Annotated in this window: 13 protein-coding genes; 10 read left to right on the top strand and 3 right to left on the bottom strand. The window is 60.5% G+C overall.

Going from position 1 to position 14,820, the window contains the following annotated elements; genetic code table 11:
• Window positions 1–78: 78 nt before the first annotated feature.
• Genes PZ897_RS19820 through PZ897_RS19810 form a run of 3 tightly spaced genes read right to left on the bottom strand, consistent with a single transcriptional unit; the run spans window position 79 to window position 4,116 of the window.
• Window positions 79–765 carry a hypothetical protein gene (locus tag PZ897_RS19820; RefSeq protein ID WP_275754482.1) on the bottom strand — a complete coding sequence of 229 codons (687 nt, stop codon included), beginning with the start codon at window positions 763–765 and terminating at the stop codon, window positions 79–81.
• Window positions 765–3,719 (bottom strand): DNA polymerase I, encoded by a 2,955-nt coding sequence (gene polA, locus PZ897_RS19815; RefSeq protein ID WP_275754481.1) that lies wholly within the window; start codon window positions 3,717–3,719, stop codon window positions 765–767. The genes PZ897_RS19820 and polA overlap by 1 nt, the downstream gene beginning before the upstream one ends.
• A gap of 10 nt (window positions 3,720–3,729) precedes the next feature.
• Entirely contained in the window at window positions 3,730–4,116 is a 387-nt protein-coding gene (locus PZ897_RS19810) for a hypothetical protein (protein WP_275754480.1), read from the bottom strand.
• 228 nt (window positions 4,117–4,344) lie between these two features.
• On the opposite strand from PZ897_RS19810, the gene PZ897_RS19805 reads away from it, so the two are divergent.
• The 10 genes from PZ897_RS19805 to PZ897_RS19760 all read left to right on the top strand — a co-directional run bounded on the left by PZ897_RS19805 (window position 4,345) and on the right by PZ897_RS19760 (window position 14,666).
• The gene (locus PZ897_RS19805; protein WP_275754479.1) at window positions 4,345–5,736 is read left to right on the top strand and encodes a M20/M25/M40 family metallo-hydrolase; all 1,392 of its coding nucleotides are present in this window, start codon (window positions 4,345–4,347) and stop codon (window positions 5,734–5,736) included.
• Between the two features lie 232 nt (window positions 5,737–5,968).
• Window positions 5,969–8,164: a transglycosylase domain-containing protein gene (locus tag PZ897_RS19800; protein ID WP_275754478.1), complete on the top strand. Its 2,196-nt coding sequence runs from the start codon at window positions 5,969–5,971 to the stop codon at window positions 8,162–8,164.
• Window positions 8,161–8,415 (top strand): hypothetical protein, encoded by a 255-nt coding sequence (locus PZ897_RS19795; RefSeq protein WP_275754476.1) that lies wholly within the window; start codon window positions 8,161–8,163, stop codon window positions 8,413–8,415. The genes PZ897_RS19800 and PZ897_RS19795 overlap by 4 nt, the downstream gene beginning before the upstream one ends.
• 36 nt (window positions 8,416–8,451) lie before the next feature.
• Window positions 8,452–10,371, top strand: coding sequence for a molecular chaperone DnaK (gene dnaK, locus PZ897_RS19790; RefSeq protein ID WP_275754475.1), 1,920 nt, complete (start codon window positions 8,452–8,454; stop codon window positions 10,369–10,371).
• Window positions 10,372–10,436: 65 nt separating this feature from the next.
• Window positions 10,437–10,910, top strand: coding sequence for a hypothetical protein (locus tag PZ897_RS19785; RefSeq protein WP_275754474.1), 474 nt, complete (start codon window positions 10,437–10,439; stop codon window positions 10,908–10,910).
• Window positions 10,903–12,024: a molecular chaperone DnaJ gene (gene dnaJ / locus PZ897_RS19780; protein ID WP_275754473.1), complete on the top strand. Its 1,122-nt coding sequence runs from the start codon at window positions 10,903–10,905 to the stop codon at window positions 12,022–12,024. Before PZ897_RS19785 ends, dnaJ begins: the two co-directional genes overlap by 8 nt.
• A 111-nt stretch (window positions 12,025–12,135) precedes the next feature.
• On the top strand, window positions 12,136–12,741 hold the full coding sequence (gene pmtA, locus PZ897_RS19775) for a phospholipid N-methyltransferase PmtA (protein WP_275754472.1): 606 nt from the start codon (window positions 12,136–12,138) through the stop codon (window positions 12,739–12,741).
• Between the two features lie 158 nt (window positions 12,742–12,899).
• Window positions 12,900–13,481, top strand: a complete 582-nt coding sequence (locus PZ897_RS19770) for an NAD(P)H-dependent oxidoreductase (RefSeq protein WP_275754471.1) — start codon at window positions 12,900–12,902, stop codon at window positions 13,479–13,481.
• A 145-nt stretch (window positions 13,482–13,626) separates the two neighbouring features.
• Window positions 13,627–14,355, top strand: a complete 729-nt coding sequence (gene pyrF, locus PZ897_RS19765; protein WP_275754470.1) for an orotidine-5'-phosphate decarboxylase — start codon at window positions 13,627–13,629, stop codon at window positions 14,353–14,355.
• Between the two features lie 17 nt (window positions 14,356–14,372).
• Complete coding sequence (locus tag PZ897_RS19760) at window positions 14,373–14,666, top strand: DUF1330 domain-containing protein (protein WP_275754469.1); 294 nt, start codon at window positions 14,373–14,375, stop codon at window positions 14,664–14,666.
• Window positions 14,667–14,820 lie beyond the last annotated feature (154 nt).

Here is a 14,820-nt window from a genome sequence, read left to right as displayed (position 1 = left end):
TGTCCGATCATCCTGCCTTAAACGGGAACCGTTATTGGTACCAAAGTAAAAAAGGAACCGAATATGGTTCCAGGTCAGTCAGGGGTCCGAATTTGGACCCTTTGCCCATCGTGGCAGCGCCTCCCACTCTTCCAGAGCAACAAGGATGGCGTCACAATGCGCGCGATTGCGAAGCTTGGTGAAATTGCGCCTTTCGCTATCGCTGGCGGGATCACCAACGATGGCGGCGTCCGAAAGTCCCGGCTTCTCCAGGACCTGCCGCACCGCACCGGCCTGCTTTGGCGTCCAGTCTCGGATCAATGCATCCAGCAATGCCGCAGCGGCTTTGCCGAACGCTGCAGCAGTGGTTGCTTTGTTGCCGAATGAAATGCCGAGGCGTTCGGACCTCAGGCCGTCGACACCTCTTCCCGAAATTTCGAAGGCCTCGCCGGTGGATAGGGAAGTCGTCCGCTCATGAATGGAAGATGAGGTGCCGAAGCCCAGGAAAATCCGTGTATCTGCCAGTCCCGAAGCAATGGCCGTGGCCCGGACATAAACCGCAAACCGCAGCGCGAGTTGGGGAGCCGCCACGGCAATTTGCCAGGAATCGCCACGAAACACATCAGCCGACCCGATGATGCTACCCGGATACGGGATCTGAAAACGCACGGCGGCTTGGCAGATTTCGTCCAGCAATGTGCGAAGATGGCCTGGATCCAATTTCGCCGAACCGACGATATCGCCGGTCAATACCGCCAATTCCGAATTGGAGGAAGGCGCGGCCATCAGTGCGCTTCGTCCCAGTTCAGTGCAGCCCGCGCGTCGACTTCCAAAGGCACGGCCATGTCGACGGCGGGCATGGCAGCATTTTCCATGACCGAGACGATCAAGGGAATGATCGTCTCGGCATCTTCCTTGGCGGTTTCGAAAATCAGTTCGTCATGCACCTGCAGCAGCATCCGCGCCTCGACGCCGGCGGTTGCCAATGCTGGTTCCATCCGCACCATGGCCCGGCGGATCACGTCGGCGGCCGAGCCCTGGATCGGGGCGTTGATGGCGGCACGCTCGTTGAAAGCGCGGACCTGCGGGTTGGACGAGCGGATTTCCGGATAATGCGCCCGGCGGCCGAAGATGGTGGTCACATAACCATATTCCTTGGCCTCTGCCTTGGTGGCTTCCATGTAGTCCTTGATGCCGGGAAAGCGTTCAAAATATTTGCGGATGTACTCGCCGGCTTCGGACCGCGAGATGCTGAGCTGATTGGCCAGGCCAAAGGCCGAGATCCCGTAGATGATGCCGAAATTGATCGCCTTGGCGCGGCGGCGCACTTCCGGGGGCATGCCGTCGACCGGAACGCCGAACATTTCCGACGCGGTCATGGCGTGAATATCGACGCCATCGGAAAACGCTTGCGTCAGTTGCGGAATATTGGCGACATGCGCCAGCACCCGGAGTTCGATCTGGCTGTAATCGGCGGAGATCAGCACATTGCCCGGCTCGGCGATGAACGCAGTACGGATCTTGCGGCCTTCGGCTGTGCGCACCGGAATGTTCTGGATATTCGGATCCGAGGACGACAGCCGCCCGGTGGTGGTCGCCGCCATGGCAAAGGATGTGTGCACCCGTTGGGTCTGAGGGTTGATGAACCCCGGCAGAGCGTCGGTATAGGTGGATTTGAGCTTGGTCAGCTGCCGCCAGTCGACGATCTTGCGGGGCAGTTCATGACCGGCCGCTGCCAGATCCTCCAGCGCCTGGGCCGATGTTGACCATTGCCCGGTCTTGGTTTTCGACCCGCCCGGCAGGCTCATCTTGTCAAACAGGATTTCGCCGAGCTGCTTGGGTGAGCCGACATTGAAATTCTCGCCGGCCAGCGCCTGAATCTCGGCTTCGAGCGCCGCTGCGCCCTGCGCCAATTCGCCTGACAGCCGCGACAGGATTTGCCGGTCCACACGGATGCCGCGGTTTTCCATGCGCATCAGCACCGGTGCCAGCGGCCGCTCAAGCCGCTCATAGACCGCTGCCAGGCCCTCCGAGACCAGCCGCGGCTTGAGCACATGCCACAGCCGAAGCGTCACGTCGGCGTCTTCGGCGGCATAGGCGGTTGCCTTGTCGATATCGACTTCGGCAAACGGGATCGCACTCTTGCCCGATCCGGTGATGTCCTTGTAGCTGATGGTCTTGTGCCCGAGCCAGCGTTCCGCCAGCGGATCCATGCCGTGCCCGCCCTGTCCGGCGTCGAGCACATAGGACAGCAGCATGGTGTCATCGAAGCTCTCGATGGAAATGCCATGTTGCGCCAGCACCAGCATGTCGTATTTCAGGTTCTGTCCGATTTTCAGAACCGCAGGATCCTCGAGCAGCGACTTGAGTTCATCCAGCGCCGCGCGCATCGGCATCTGTCCGGGCTGTGCGCCGCCGCCGCCCAGCAGATCGCCGACACCATTGGAGTGGCCAAGTGGCGCATAACAGGCTCTGACCTTCAGCTCGCCGGTATCCGGTGCGGTGAGCGGGATTGCCAGTGAGAAGCCGACAAGTTCGGCCTGCATCGCATCCAGTGAGGTGGTCTCGGTGTCAATCGCCACCATGCCGGTTTCGCGCGCCATCGCGCACCAGGCCCTGAGCTGGTCAAGTTCGCGCAGCGTTTCGTAAGCGCTGGTGTCGATCCCGGCCGACGCGGCAGCATCTGCGCGCCGCTTGGCCAGTCCCTGCGGTGTATCGCTGCCCTCGGTGGTTCCCGCAGACGTGCCAGAGCCGCCCGCCGAAACAGCCTGGCCCGGATCCAGATCGGGTCCCCGCATGTCAGCAGCAGCATCGACAGCGATTTCCGCCGCGTCGACCGCGCTGGCGTCGGTGTCGGTGGCCGTGGCCACCCGCCGCGTCAGCGATGCAAATTCCATACCCTTGAGGAATGCCACCAGCTTGGGTCCATTGAGTGGATTGAGCACCAGCTCGTCAAGCTTTTCGGTGATATCGATATCATCCCTGAGCCGCACCAGTTCGCGGGAGATGCGTGCCTTGTCGGCGAATTCGATGATGTTCTCGCGGCGTTTGTTCTGTTTGATCTCGCCGGCGCGCGCCAGCAACGTGTCGAGGTCGCCGAATTCGCTGATCAGCAGTGCCGCGGTTTTTGGCCCGATCCCGGGAATGCCCGGCACGTTGTCGACCGAATCACCGGTCAGCGCCTGCAGATCGATCATCTTTTCGGGCGGCACGCCCCATTTGTCGATGACGTCCTGCACGGCGATCTGCCGGTCCTTCATGCTGTCGTACATCGTCACCTGCGGGCCGACCAGTTGCATCAGGTCCTTGTCCGACGAGATCACGGTGACATCGGCGCCGGCTTCGCGCGCCAGCCGCGCATAGGTGGCGATCAGATCGTCGGCCTCAAATCCTTCCATCTCGATGCAGGGCAGGTCGAAGGCACGTGTGGCCTCGCGGATAACGGCGAATTGCGGCACCAGATCTTCCGGCGGCGCTGTACGGTTGGCCTTGTAGTCGGGATAAAGCTCGTTGCGGAAGGTTTTCGACGAATAGTCGAAAATCACCGCAAAATGCGTTGGTGTCACACCCACGGATGTGTCGCGCGTCTCCGACATCAGCTTCCACAGCATGTTGCAGAAACCGGCCACGGCCCCGACCGGCAGGCCGTCGGATTTGCGCGTCAGCGGCGGAAGTGCGTGATAGGCCCGGAAAATATAGCCCGAACCGTCGACGAGGAAGAGATGATCACCTTTTTTCATGAGGCAAGGATTAGCGCGGGGTGCTGCCAAGGTCCACAACGCTTTGTGTCGATGGGGCTGCAAAATGCAAAGAGGCGTTCTTCACAGAACCTCGATGAGCGTTCGGGGAGGTGATCCGCTCAAGCCCATATTGGTTTTCCCAAGCCCCCGACACACGGCCGGAGGCGAGCAAAATTCGGCATGGCGCTGCGGTTTTGTCGTCGGACGCTGGGATTGATCGCATCGACCATGATTGCCGGAGCACTTTGCCGGCCTTGCGCGCTGCCGCTTCAGCTTCTCCTAATATGTTGAAATCAAGGGATAAGCTGACCAGATGAATTTGAAGTGCTGTCGCGATCACACAATGGTTACCAAATTGTAATCTTTCGAAATACTTCGTGTCCTTGAAAAGCCACATTCGCGGGGCCAAATTCGAAGTACCGGCGAACGAATAAAGCCGATGTCTGGAACTCCGGCTCGTCCCCCGCCGCTTCCGGACCAAGGACAAGGGCCGCCCCGCCCCCCTTTATGGCCCTTGTCCTGTCAATACGCCGCCATGGCCTTCCCCCCTCCGGCCATGGCGGCTTTTCTTTTGTCCGGTCGTGGCGCTAATCTGCAGGCTTCTGATTCCCTTCCGGAGCACCTCATGTCAGACCTGACCGCCGCCCTTTCCGCTGCCGACGCCCATATTGATGATAGCCTCGAGCGTCTGTTCGAGCTATTGCGCATCCAGTCGATCTCGACGGATCCGGCCTATGCGCCGGAATGCCGCCGTGCAGGCCAATGGCTGGTCGATGAGCTGACATCGCTCGGTTTCGATGCAAGTCTGCGCGATACCACCGGTCATCCAATGGTCGTGGCGCACCATCCCGGCGCGACGCCGGACGCGCCGCATTATCTGTTTTACGGACATTATGACGTCCAGCCGGTCGACCCGCTCGATCTCTGGACCAATCCGCCATTCGAGCCCGCAATCCAGGAGATTGCACCGGGCCGCAAGGTAATTACCGGCCGTGGCGCGGCCGATGACAAGGGCCAGCTGATGACCTTTGTCGAGGCCTGCCGGGCCTGGAAGGCCGCCGCCGGTTCCTTGCCGTGTCGCATCACCATCCTGTTCGAAGGCGAGGAAGAATCCGGCTCGCCATCGCTCAAGCCGTTTCTCAGGGCCAATGTTGAGGAGCTCAAGGCCGAGTGCGCGCTGGTCTGCGATACCGGCATGTGGGACACCGAGACCCCGGCGATTTCTGTCGGACTGCGTGGCCTCGTCGGCGAGGAAGTGACCATCCATGCCGCCGATCGTGACCTGCATTCCGGCCTGTTTGGCGGTGCAGCGGCCAATCCGTTGCACATTCTCTCCAAGATCCTCGCCGACCTGCATGATGAAACCGGACGGGTCACGCTTGACGGGTTTTATGACGGTGTCGAGGAAACCCCGGCCCAGGTGCTGGCCAGCTGGGATAGCCTCGGCAAGACGGCCGAAAGTTTTCTGGGCGAAGTTGGCCTGTCAGTTCCATCTGGCGAACAGGGCCGCTCGGTGCTCGAGCTGACCTGGGCAAGGCCGACCGCCGAGGTCAACGGTATGTGGGGCGGCTACACTGGCGCCGGCTTCAAGACCGTGATTGCAGCCGAGGCTTCGGCCAAGGTTTCTTTCCGGCTTGTCGGCAAACAGGATCCCGACCAGATCCGCGCCGCCTTCCGGGCTCATGTCGAAGCCCGTCTGCCGGCCGATTGCACCGCAAGTTTTGCACCGCATGGCGGATCGCCTGCGATTCAGCTGCCATTCGATTCACCCGTGGTCACCAAGGCGCGCACCGCGCTGACCGACGAGTGGCCGAAACCGGCGGTGATGATCGGCATGGGCGGGTCCATTCCCATTGTCGGCGATTTCCAGAACATTCTCGGTCTGCAGTCGATGCTCTGCGGCTTCGGTCTCACCGACGACCGCATCCATTCTCCCAATGAGAAGTATGACCTGACATCCTTTTCCAAGGGAATCAGATCCTGGGTCCGCATTCTCGCCGCTTTGTCCGTGCGATAGCGCCCGCGGTTGATCGCGGTTGCCAAATTGCCGATCTTCGGGAGTGAGAGGGGTGGTTTCCTTAACCACCCCTTAAATCGTCGCATTTAGGGTGTTTCCAGATCGCCGGGCAGTTTCGGAATGGGACAGTGCATGTCTTCCACCGGAATTGCTGTCAAACCAGGACCTGGAACGCTGTCGCAACATTCTTGAATGCGGAGCAATCCGGGCCGCATCAGCATCCGGACCCTTCATGGCGCGCAAGAAAACAACCCGAAGCCGCATTGAACCTTCGTTTGAAGGCGGGCGCTCGCGGGGAAGTTCCCGGACGATTGCCGATGATCGTGTCGCCGGCAAGAACACGCCAAAAGCCACGCAGTCCAGAGCCCGGAAGAAGCCCCGGACGAAAGCCCGCAAGTCCAGGGCGCGCACGTCGCGCGGAAGGCTTTCCGGCATTTTGCGGTCGACCATCTACTGGTGTTGTGTGCTGGGGATCTGGGGCGGCATTGCCATTGCCGGCGTGGTCATTTTCTATGGCGCGCGGATGCCCAGTGCCGCCACCTGGTCGATCCCCGATCGCCCGCCGAACGTCAAGATCGTTTCGGTCAACAACGAGACCATGGCCAATCGCGGCGCGACCGGTGGCGAAGCTCTGCTGCTTGGCGAGATGTCGCCCTATATCCCCGAAGCAGTGATTGCCATCGAGGATCGCCGTTTCTATTCCCATTTCGGCGTGGATCCTATCGGGCTGGCCCGCGCCATGCTGGCCAATGCGATGGCCGGCCGCATGGTCCAGGGCGGCTCCACCATTACCCAGCAACTGGCCAAGAACCTGTTTCTTTCCCCCGAGCGGACGATCGAGCGCAAGGTACAGGAGGTGCTGTTGTCGCTGTGGCTCGAGCATCGGTTCACCAAGGACCAGATCCTTGAGATGTATCTCAACCGGGTGTTTTTCGGCTCCGGCGCCTACGGCGTTGAAGCCGCCTCACGGCGCTATTTCCGCAAGCCGGCACGGGATGTATCGCTTGCGGAAGCTGCGCTTCTGGCCGGTTTGCTGAAGGCGCCGTCGCGGCTGTCGCCAGCGCGCGACCCCAAGGCGGCCGAAGACAGGGCGCAGGTGGTGCTGGCTGCCATGCGCGATCATGGAGTGGTCACAGACAGCGAAATTGCCACGGCGCTGACCAGTCCGCAGGTGCGCGCCAAGAGCTACTGGACCGGCTCGGAAAACTATGTCGCTGATTTGGTGATGCAGCGCCTGCCGGATCTGGTCGGCAAGATTACCGATGATCTGGTGGTTGAGACCACAATCGATTTCCAGCTTCAGCGAGAGGCCGAAAAGGCGCTGAAGGCAATGCTTGAGGAAAAAGGCGCCAAGCTCAATGTCAGCCAGGGAGCGCTGGTGTCGATCGATGGAACCGGAGCCGTGCGGGCGCTGATTGGCGGCCGCGAATATGCCACCAGTCAGTTTGACCGCGCCACCGACGCCTTGCGTCAGCCAGGTTCGGCCTTCAAGCCCTTCGTCTATGCCGCAGCGCTTGAGCAGGGCCGTACCCCGCTGTCGATTCGCAATGACGCACCGGTCAGGATCGGCAAATGGACGCCGGAAAACTACACCGGCAAATACCGCGGGCCGGTTACCCTGTCCGACGCCTTGGCAGACTCGCTCAACACGGTTGCGGCACAGCTGGTCATGGAAGTCGGCCCCAGGACCGTGGTCAAGATGGCCAAACGGCTTGGCATAGAGGCACCGATGCAGGCCAATGCGTCGATCGCGCTGGGCACGTCGGAAGTGACTCTTCTGGAGCTGACCGGCGCCTATGCCCCGTTCATGAATGGTGGCTACAAGGCGACGCCACATGTCATCCGCCGCGTCTCCACCCACGATGGCAAGGTGCTGTATCAGAACGCCTATGCAAATCCGCCCCGGGTGATTGATCCGGCAGTGGCGTCGATGATGAACCAGATGCTGGTGCGGGTCGTCGAGGAAGGTACCGGCCGCAAGGCCCGCCTTGATGGCTGGCCGGCGGCAGGCAAGACCGGCACCACCCAGTCCTATCGCGATGCCTTGTTTGTGGGCTACACGGCCAATCTTGCCACCGGTGTCTGGTTCGGCAATGACAATGGCAAGCCGATGAAGAATGTGACCGGCGGCGGTCTGCCTGCCGAAACCTGGAAACTATTCATGCAGGCTGCGCATTCCGGTCTGCCCCCGGCCAACCTGCCGGTCGGCGGGCCGGCGCCGCCCGCCACAATCGATGGCCCCGCTTCCGATCAGGGCGATGCCATGGCCGAACTGGTGCGCGATCTCACGCCGGTGCCGGTCCCGCGCGATGCGGCAAGTGCCACCGACAGAACCGTTCTGACGCCGCCTTCGGCAGTGGGGACCACCCCGTCACAACCCGAAAGCAGCAGGCGAACCACCCTGCTGGATATCCTGATGGGCAATTGAAACGCATCAACTTCACTCTGGTTTGCTCGAAAAATCAGTTGCATCCCAATGATTTGCAAAAAACCGGCGATGTCGCGTCACCTGCGTTTCCCATGACGCTTGCAGTCTGCAGGGGACATTCTTATATACGGCTCAACGCTTCCGGCGAGCACTGCTTTGATGCGGTCTTGGCTTTGGCGGCGGAAACGGATGACACGGGTCATCCTGTTTTCAGTGATGTCCCGTTAGGGGCTGTCGAATGGAACGCCTGACCGGGTCCCGGCAGCTCGCTTCAAGGAGAAAATAAAATGGCGAAAGTAATCGGTATCGACCTCGGAACGACCAACTCCTGCGTCGCAGTGATGGATGGCAAAGAGGCCCGCGTGATTGAAAACGCGGAAGGCGCACGCACTACACCGTCGATGGTGGCCTTTAGCGAAGATGGTGAGCGTCTGGTCGGCCAGCCGGCCAAGCGCCAGGCTGTCACCAATCCGGAAAACACCCTGTTTGCGGTCAAGCGTCTGATCGGTCGTCGTTATGAAGACAAGGCTGTGACCAAGGACAAGGAGCTTGTCTCGTTCAAGATCGTCCGCGGCGACAATGGCGATGCCTGGGTTGAAGCCAATGGCGACAGCTATTCGCCGGCCCAGATTTCGGCGATGATCCTTCAGAAAATGAAGGAAACCGCAGAATCCTATCTTGGTGAAAAGGTCGAGAAGGCCGTCATCACCGTTCCGGCCTATTTTAACGACGCCCAGCGTCAGGCCACCAAGGACGCTGGCAAGATTGCCGGCCTTGAAGTGTTGCGCATCATCAACGAGCCAACTGCCGCGGCGCTTGCCTATGGTCTGGACAAGACCGAAGGCAAGACCATCGTGGTCTACGATTTGGGCGGCGGCACCTTTGACGTCTCGATCCTCGAGATCGGCGACGGTGTCTTCGAGGTCAAGTCGACCAACGGCGACACTTTCCTCGGTGGTGAAGATTTCGACATGCGCCTGGTTGGCTATCTCGCCGACGAATTCAAGAAAGAGCAGGGCATCGACCTTAGAAAGGACAAGCTCGCGCTGCAGCGCCTCAAGGAAGCTGCTGAAAAGGCCAAGATCGAGCTGTCTTCCCTGGCCCAGACTGAAATCAACCTTCCCTTCATCACGGCCGATGCCTCCGGGCCCAAACATCTGACGATGAAGCTCAGCCGCTCCAAGTTCGAAAGCCTGGTCGACGATTTCGTCCAGCGCACCATCGGGCCGTGCAAGGCTGCTCTCAAGGATGCCGGCCTTCAGTCGGCGGAAATCGACGAAGTGGTTCTGGTCGGCGGCATGACCCGCATGCCCAAGATCCAGGAAGTGGTGAAGAAGTTCTTCGGCAAGGAGCCCCACAAGGGCGTCAACCCGGACGAAGTGGTTGCCATGGGCGCCGCCATTCAGGCCGGTGTTCTGCAGGGCGACGTCAAGGATGTGTTGCTGCTCGACGTCACGCCGCTGTCGCTCGGCATCGAGACGCTTGGTGGCGTCTTCACCCGCCTGATCGACCGCAACACCACGATCCCGACCAAGAAGAGCCAGGTTTTCTCCACCGCTGAAGACAATCAGAACGCGGTGACGATCCGGGTTTTCCAGGGCGAACGCGAAATGGCGGCCGACAACAAGGTTCTCGGCCAGTTCGATCTCGTCGGCATCCCGCCGGCCCCGCGCGGCGTGCCGCAGATCGAGGTCACGTTCGATATCGACGCCAATGGCATCGTCAACGTCTCGGCCAAGGACAAGGGCACCGGCAAGGAGCACCAGATCCGCATCCAGGCATCTGGCGGCCTGTCCGACGCCGACATCGAGGCGATGGTCAAGGAAGCCGAAACCAATGCCGAAGCCGACAAGAAGCGTCGCGCCGTGGTCGAAGCCAAGAACCAGGGCGAAAGTCTGATCCATTCCTCCGAGCAGTCGCTGAAGGATTATGGCGACAAGGTCACCGAGGAAGATCGCACCGCAATCGCCGACGCGATCGCCGCGCTCAAGACCGCGGTGGAAGCCGAGGATCCGGACGCCGAGGACATTCAGGCCAAGAGCCAGACTCTGATGGAAGTTTCCATGAAGCTTGGTCAGGCCATGTATGAACAGAGCCAGGCCGAAGCCGGTGACGGCGAAGCCGATGGCGAAGGCGAGGAAAAGGTCGTCGATGCGGACTTCGAGGAAGTCAACGACGACGACGACGACGAGAAGAAGACCGCCTGAGTTTCTTCATCAATATCCGCCCGGCAGGTTGCTGCCGGGCGGACCAGATATGATGGAGGTAACAATTGGTAAACATTCCCGATCCAAACAACTTCGATGATCCTGACAAGATCCGCAACCTGATGGTCAATGCGCGCAGGCTGGGCTATGACGATTTGGTCGTCCAATGCCAGATCAGAATTGCCGAACTGGGCAGTCAGCAGTTTGATGATGCTTTGGAGAAAGAATTCTGGACGGCAGTGTATCTTGCCGAGGAATTCAAGTCGTTTGAAAACGGCAAAGCCACACGGCTGACGAGAACAAGACAGAAATACAATCGCGACGGCGCGAAAAAAAGCGTCGAGGATTTGGCTGGTCGACCGGCGGTCACTGAAAGTTCTCAGATGTTGGCTGACAACGGACGCGTGGATTTGACAATTGAAGCTGTTTTGTTGCGTCACGCCAATCAATTTGATGAGTCTGCGGTAACGACCGCAAAAGCAAAACTACTGGATAACGGCGTGGATGAAATGACAATTGAAGGTTGGTTGAATGGCTAAGGCTGACTTTTACGAAACGCTTGGCGCAGCTCGCGGTGCCGATGAGAAAGAGCTGAAGGCTGCTTACCGCAAGCTCGCCATGAAGTACCACCCCGACAAAAACCCGGACAGCTCGGAAGCCGAGCACAAGTTCAAGGAGATCAACGAGGCTTACGAGACCTTGAAAGATCCCCAGAAGCGTGCCGCTTACGACCGGTTTGGCCACGCCGCCTTCGAACAGGGCGGCATGGGCGGCGGCGGCGGCGGTGGATTTTCCGACATCTTCGAAGATATTTTCGGCGAGATGATGGGCGGCCGCGGCGGACGCAGATCCTCCGGTGGGCGCGAGCGCGGCGCAGACCTGCGTTACAACATGGAAATTTCACTCGAGGAGGCCTATGCCGGCAAGACCGCGCAGATCCGCGTTCCCACCTCGATAACCTGTGATGTGTGTACCGGCTCGGGCGCCAAGCCGGGCACCCAGCCGACCACGTGTGCCACCTGCGGTGGCGCCGGGCGTGTTCGTGCGTCGCAGGGATTCTTCTCTGTTGAGCGGACCTGTCCGACCTGTCACGGCCGAGGCCAAACCATCACCGATCCCTGCACCAAATGTGCTGGCCACGGCCGTGTGACCGAAGAGCGTTCGCTTTCGGTCAATATTCCTGCCGGCATTGAAGATGGAACCCGGATCCGGCTTTCCGGTGAAGGCGAAGCCGGCATGCGCGGCGGCCCGTCCGGCGATCTCTACATTTTCCTCTCGGTCCGGCCGCATGCGGTGTTTCAGCGTGAAGGCGCCGATCTGTACTGTTCCGTGCCGATTTCGATGACCTCGGCTGCCCTCGGCGGCAAGTTTGACATCACCACGATGGATGGCGCCCGCTCCCGGGTGACGGTGCCCGAAGGCACGCAGCCGGGCAAGGAGTTGCGGCTGCGCGGCAAGGGCATGCCGGTGCTGCGCTCGGCACAGTTTGGCGATCTCTATGTCCGCATCACCATCGAGACGCCGCAAAAGCTGTCCAAGCGGCAGCGCGAGTTGCTGATGGAGTTCCAGGAACTCTCCTCCAAGGAGACCAGCCCGGAATCAAATGGCTTTTTTTCCAGAATGAAGGGCTTTTTCGACACGATGTCGGATTGATCTGATGGCCCCGGCGGGTATGGTCCAAGAGTGGCCATGTTTTGTCTTCAGGCAGTAGGGGAGTAAGCTGCGCGGAGCATCATGTTGCCGTCGGCGGGGAGGACGCAGATCGTGAATTTGAGTATTCCGGGGCGAATAGCCAGACGTTTCGACGACGAGATTCGATTTTTCAAGGGATGGATAAACGGACCCAAGGCGGTTGGCGCAATCATGCCGACCTCATCGGTCGTCGCCCGGTCGATGGCGTCGCTGGTCAATCCCGCTTCCGGCCGTCCCGTGCTGGAGCTCGGGCCGGGGACCGGTGTTTTGACCCGGGCCATTCTCGCCCGTGGCGTCAAACCCTCCGAACTTGTGTCGATTGAACACTCGGTCACTTTCCACACCCGTCTGCAACTGGATTTCCCGGGGGTGCGCTTCATTCGTGGCGATGCCTTCGATCTCGATGCAGCCCTTGGTGAGCTGAAAACGAGCCGGTTTGATTGCGTGGTTTCGGGGATTCCGCTGTTGAATTTCCCCATGACTCAGCGCGTGGCCCTGATCGAGGGTCTGCTTGACCGCCTGCCGCCGGGGCGGCCGGTCGTCCAGTTCTCCTACGGTCTGTCATCGCCGGTGACACCGAACGGTGCAAGCTTCGAGGTGGTCCACCATGACTTCGTACTGCGCAATATCCCGCCCGCCCGGGTGTGGATCTATCGCCGCGGAGGTCCCATTGGTTGAAACAAAGCCTCTGGGGCGCACGTTCTGCCGCGCCGGTTGAACCCGGCATAGAGTTAGACCTGGCAAGACCGATTGGCCTTGTTCCTTGGTCTATCACCCGTCGCCACCCCCCCTATACACCAATCGCGCCAAACAGCTGATACGCAGCGGAGCAGACCATGATCCCAAAAATCCTCGTTTTCCCCGGATCCAACCGGAGCGGCGCATTCAGCGCCGCGCTCGCCGCCGCGGCCGCCTATGAACTGGCGCAGCAGGGCGCCGATGTGACGCGCATCTCGCTCAGTGACTATCCCTTGCCGATTGTTGACGAGGATCTGAAGGCACAGTCCGGCATACCCGACAACGCCATGAAGCTCGGTCGGTTGATCGCGGCCCATCACGGCGTGTTCATGTGTTGTCCGGAGTACAATGCCTCGATCCCTCCGCTGCTCAAGAACATGATCGATTGGGTCAGCCTGATTTCCAAAGATGACGACCGCCCGTTCAAGCCCTGGTCTGGCCGTTATGTGGCGCTCGGGTCGTCGTCCAACGGCAAGTTTGGAGGCATTCGCTGCCTCAATCATGTCCGCACGGTGATGATGAATGTCGGAACCCAGATCATCAGCGAGCAATGCTCCGTCAGCGGCGCGGCAGAGGCGTTTGAGGCGGACGGACGGCTCAAGGATGAGCGGACACAGGCCATGCTCGCCAAGACTTGCAACGCGCTGATCGCGCATTGCATGATGATGAGCGGCCGCTGAAGTGCCCTGATCGCGCGCCACCTTGATCCGCAAGCTGCAATGTGTTTTCCAGAAACGGCAGCGGTTGCTTGCCGGCTATGGTGCAGCGGACCTTGTGAACAGCAAATCTATGTGCGAGGACCGGACACTCCGGAGGGAATGCAGCATGACAGAGACAGCGTTCGACGTGAAGGCGCCGGCCAGTGACATCGCCGATCCGCGGCTGATTGTTGCGCTGGATGTGCCGACTGTTGCCGAAGCCGAGACGCTGGTGGCGAAAATTGGCGATGAGGCCGCGTTTTTCAAAATCGGCTACCAGCTTGCCTTCGCCGGCGGTTTGCAGCTGGCCCGCGACCTCAAGCAGTCGGGCCGCAGCGTTTTCCTCGACATGAAACTTCTCGATATCGACAACACGGTTGCCAAGGGCGTCGAGAATGTCGTCCGCATGGGCGTGGACATGCTGACGCTCCACGCCTACCCCAAGGCGATGCGTGCCGCAGTCGCCGCCGCGCAAGGCAGCGATCTCTGTCTGCTTGGCGTCACGGTGCTGACCTCGATGGATGCGAGCGATGTGGCGGAGGCGGGCTATGCCTTGTCTCCCGAGGCGCTGGTGTTGCAACGCGCGACCCAGGCCCGGCACGCCGGCATGGGCGGCATTGTCTGCTCGGCCAATGAAGCGCGCGCTGTCCGAGCCCTGGTCGGTCCCGATATGGCTGTTGTGACTCCGGGTATCCGCCCGGCAGGCGCAGCCCACGGAGATCAGAAACGGGTCATGACGCCGGCTCAGGCGCTTGCCGCGGGCGCGTCGCACCTGGTGGTGGGCCGGCCGATTTCGGCGTCCGGGGATCCCGCCGCTGCCGCCCGCGCAATCCGGTTGGAAATGGCACAAACTTGAAAACGGAGACAATGAGTATGGCAAAGGGATACTGGATCGGCCGTATCGATGTGCATGATCCTGAAGCATACAAGGCCTATGTCGAGACCGCGACACCGGCCTACAAGGAGTTCGGTGCGACCTTTCTCGTTCGTGGCGGGGACTTTGATCCGGTTGAGGGTCAGGCACGCGCCCGCAATGTCGTGATCGAGTTCCCCAGCTACGAGGCCGCCCTGGCCTGCTACAACTCCGCCACCTATCAGAAGGCGCGGGCAATCCGGCAGAAATTCGCCGAGGGCGAACTGGTTGTCGTCAAAGGTCACGACGCCTGAACCGAGATTGTCGGATCAGCGCAATCCTTGGCCCTTCACCTCGCGGCAGTTTTTGACTATGAGCTTGGTTGGACTGCGGTCGATTCCGGTTGCGCGACGGTTTGGCGGCGTCACCCGGACTGGTTTAGAGCAGCCGGACAGTGACTTTATTTGC

This window comes from Hoeflea sp. YIM 152468, from assembly GCF_029210485.1.
GTDB lineage: Bacteria > Pseudomonadota > Alphaproteobacteria > Rhizobiales > Rhizobiaceae > Hoeflea.
This window is presented reverse-complemented; position numbering and strand designations above follow the sequence as displayed.

Bases quoted from the DNA above. Each gene is read 5' to 3' on its own strand.
- PZ897_RS19820 (WP_275754482.1), bottom strand. From the start codon at position 765: ATGGCCGCGCCTTCCTCCAATTCGGAATTGGCGGTATTGACCGGCGAT.
- polA (WP_275754481.1), bottom strand. From the start codon at position 3,719: ATGAAAAAAGGTGATCATCTCTTCCTCGTCGACGGTTCGGGCTATATT.
- PZ897_RS19810 (WP_275754480.1), bottom strand. From the start codon at position 4,116: ATGTGGCTTTTCAAGGACACGAAGTATTTCGAAAGATTACAATTTGGT.
- PZ897_RS19805 (WP_275754479.1), top strand. From the start codon at position 4,345: ATGTCAGACCTGACCGCCGCCCTTTCCGCTGCCGACGCCCATATTGAT.
- PZ897_RS19800 (WP_275754478.1), top strand. From the start codon at position 5,969: ATGGCGCGCAAGAAAACAACCCGAAGCCGCATTGAACCTTCGTTTGAA.
- dnaK (WP_275754475.1), top strand. From the start codon at position 8,452: ATGGCGAAAGTAATCGGTATCGACCTCGGAACGACCAACTCCTGCGTC.
- dnaJ (WP_275754473.1), top strand. From the start codon at position 10,903: ATGGCTAAGGCTGACTTTTACGAAACGCTTGGCGCAGCTCGCGGTGCC.
- PZ897_RS19770 (WP_275754471.1), top strand. From the start codon at position 12,900: ATGATCCCAAAAATCCTCGTTTTCCCCGGATCCAACCGGAGCGGCGCA.
- pyrF (WP_275754470.1), top strand. From the start codon at position 13,627: ATGACAGAGACAGCGTTCGACGTGAAGGCGCCGGCCAGTGACATCGCC.
- PZ897_RS19760 (WP_275754469.1), top strand. From the start codon at position 14,373: ATGGCAAAGGGATACTGGATCGGCCGTATCGATGTGCATGATCCTGAA.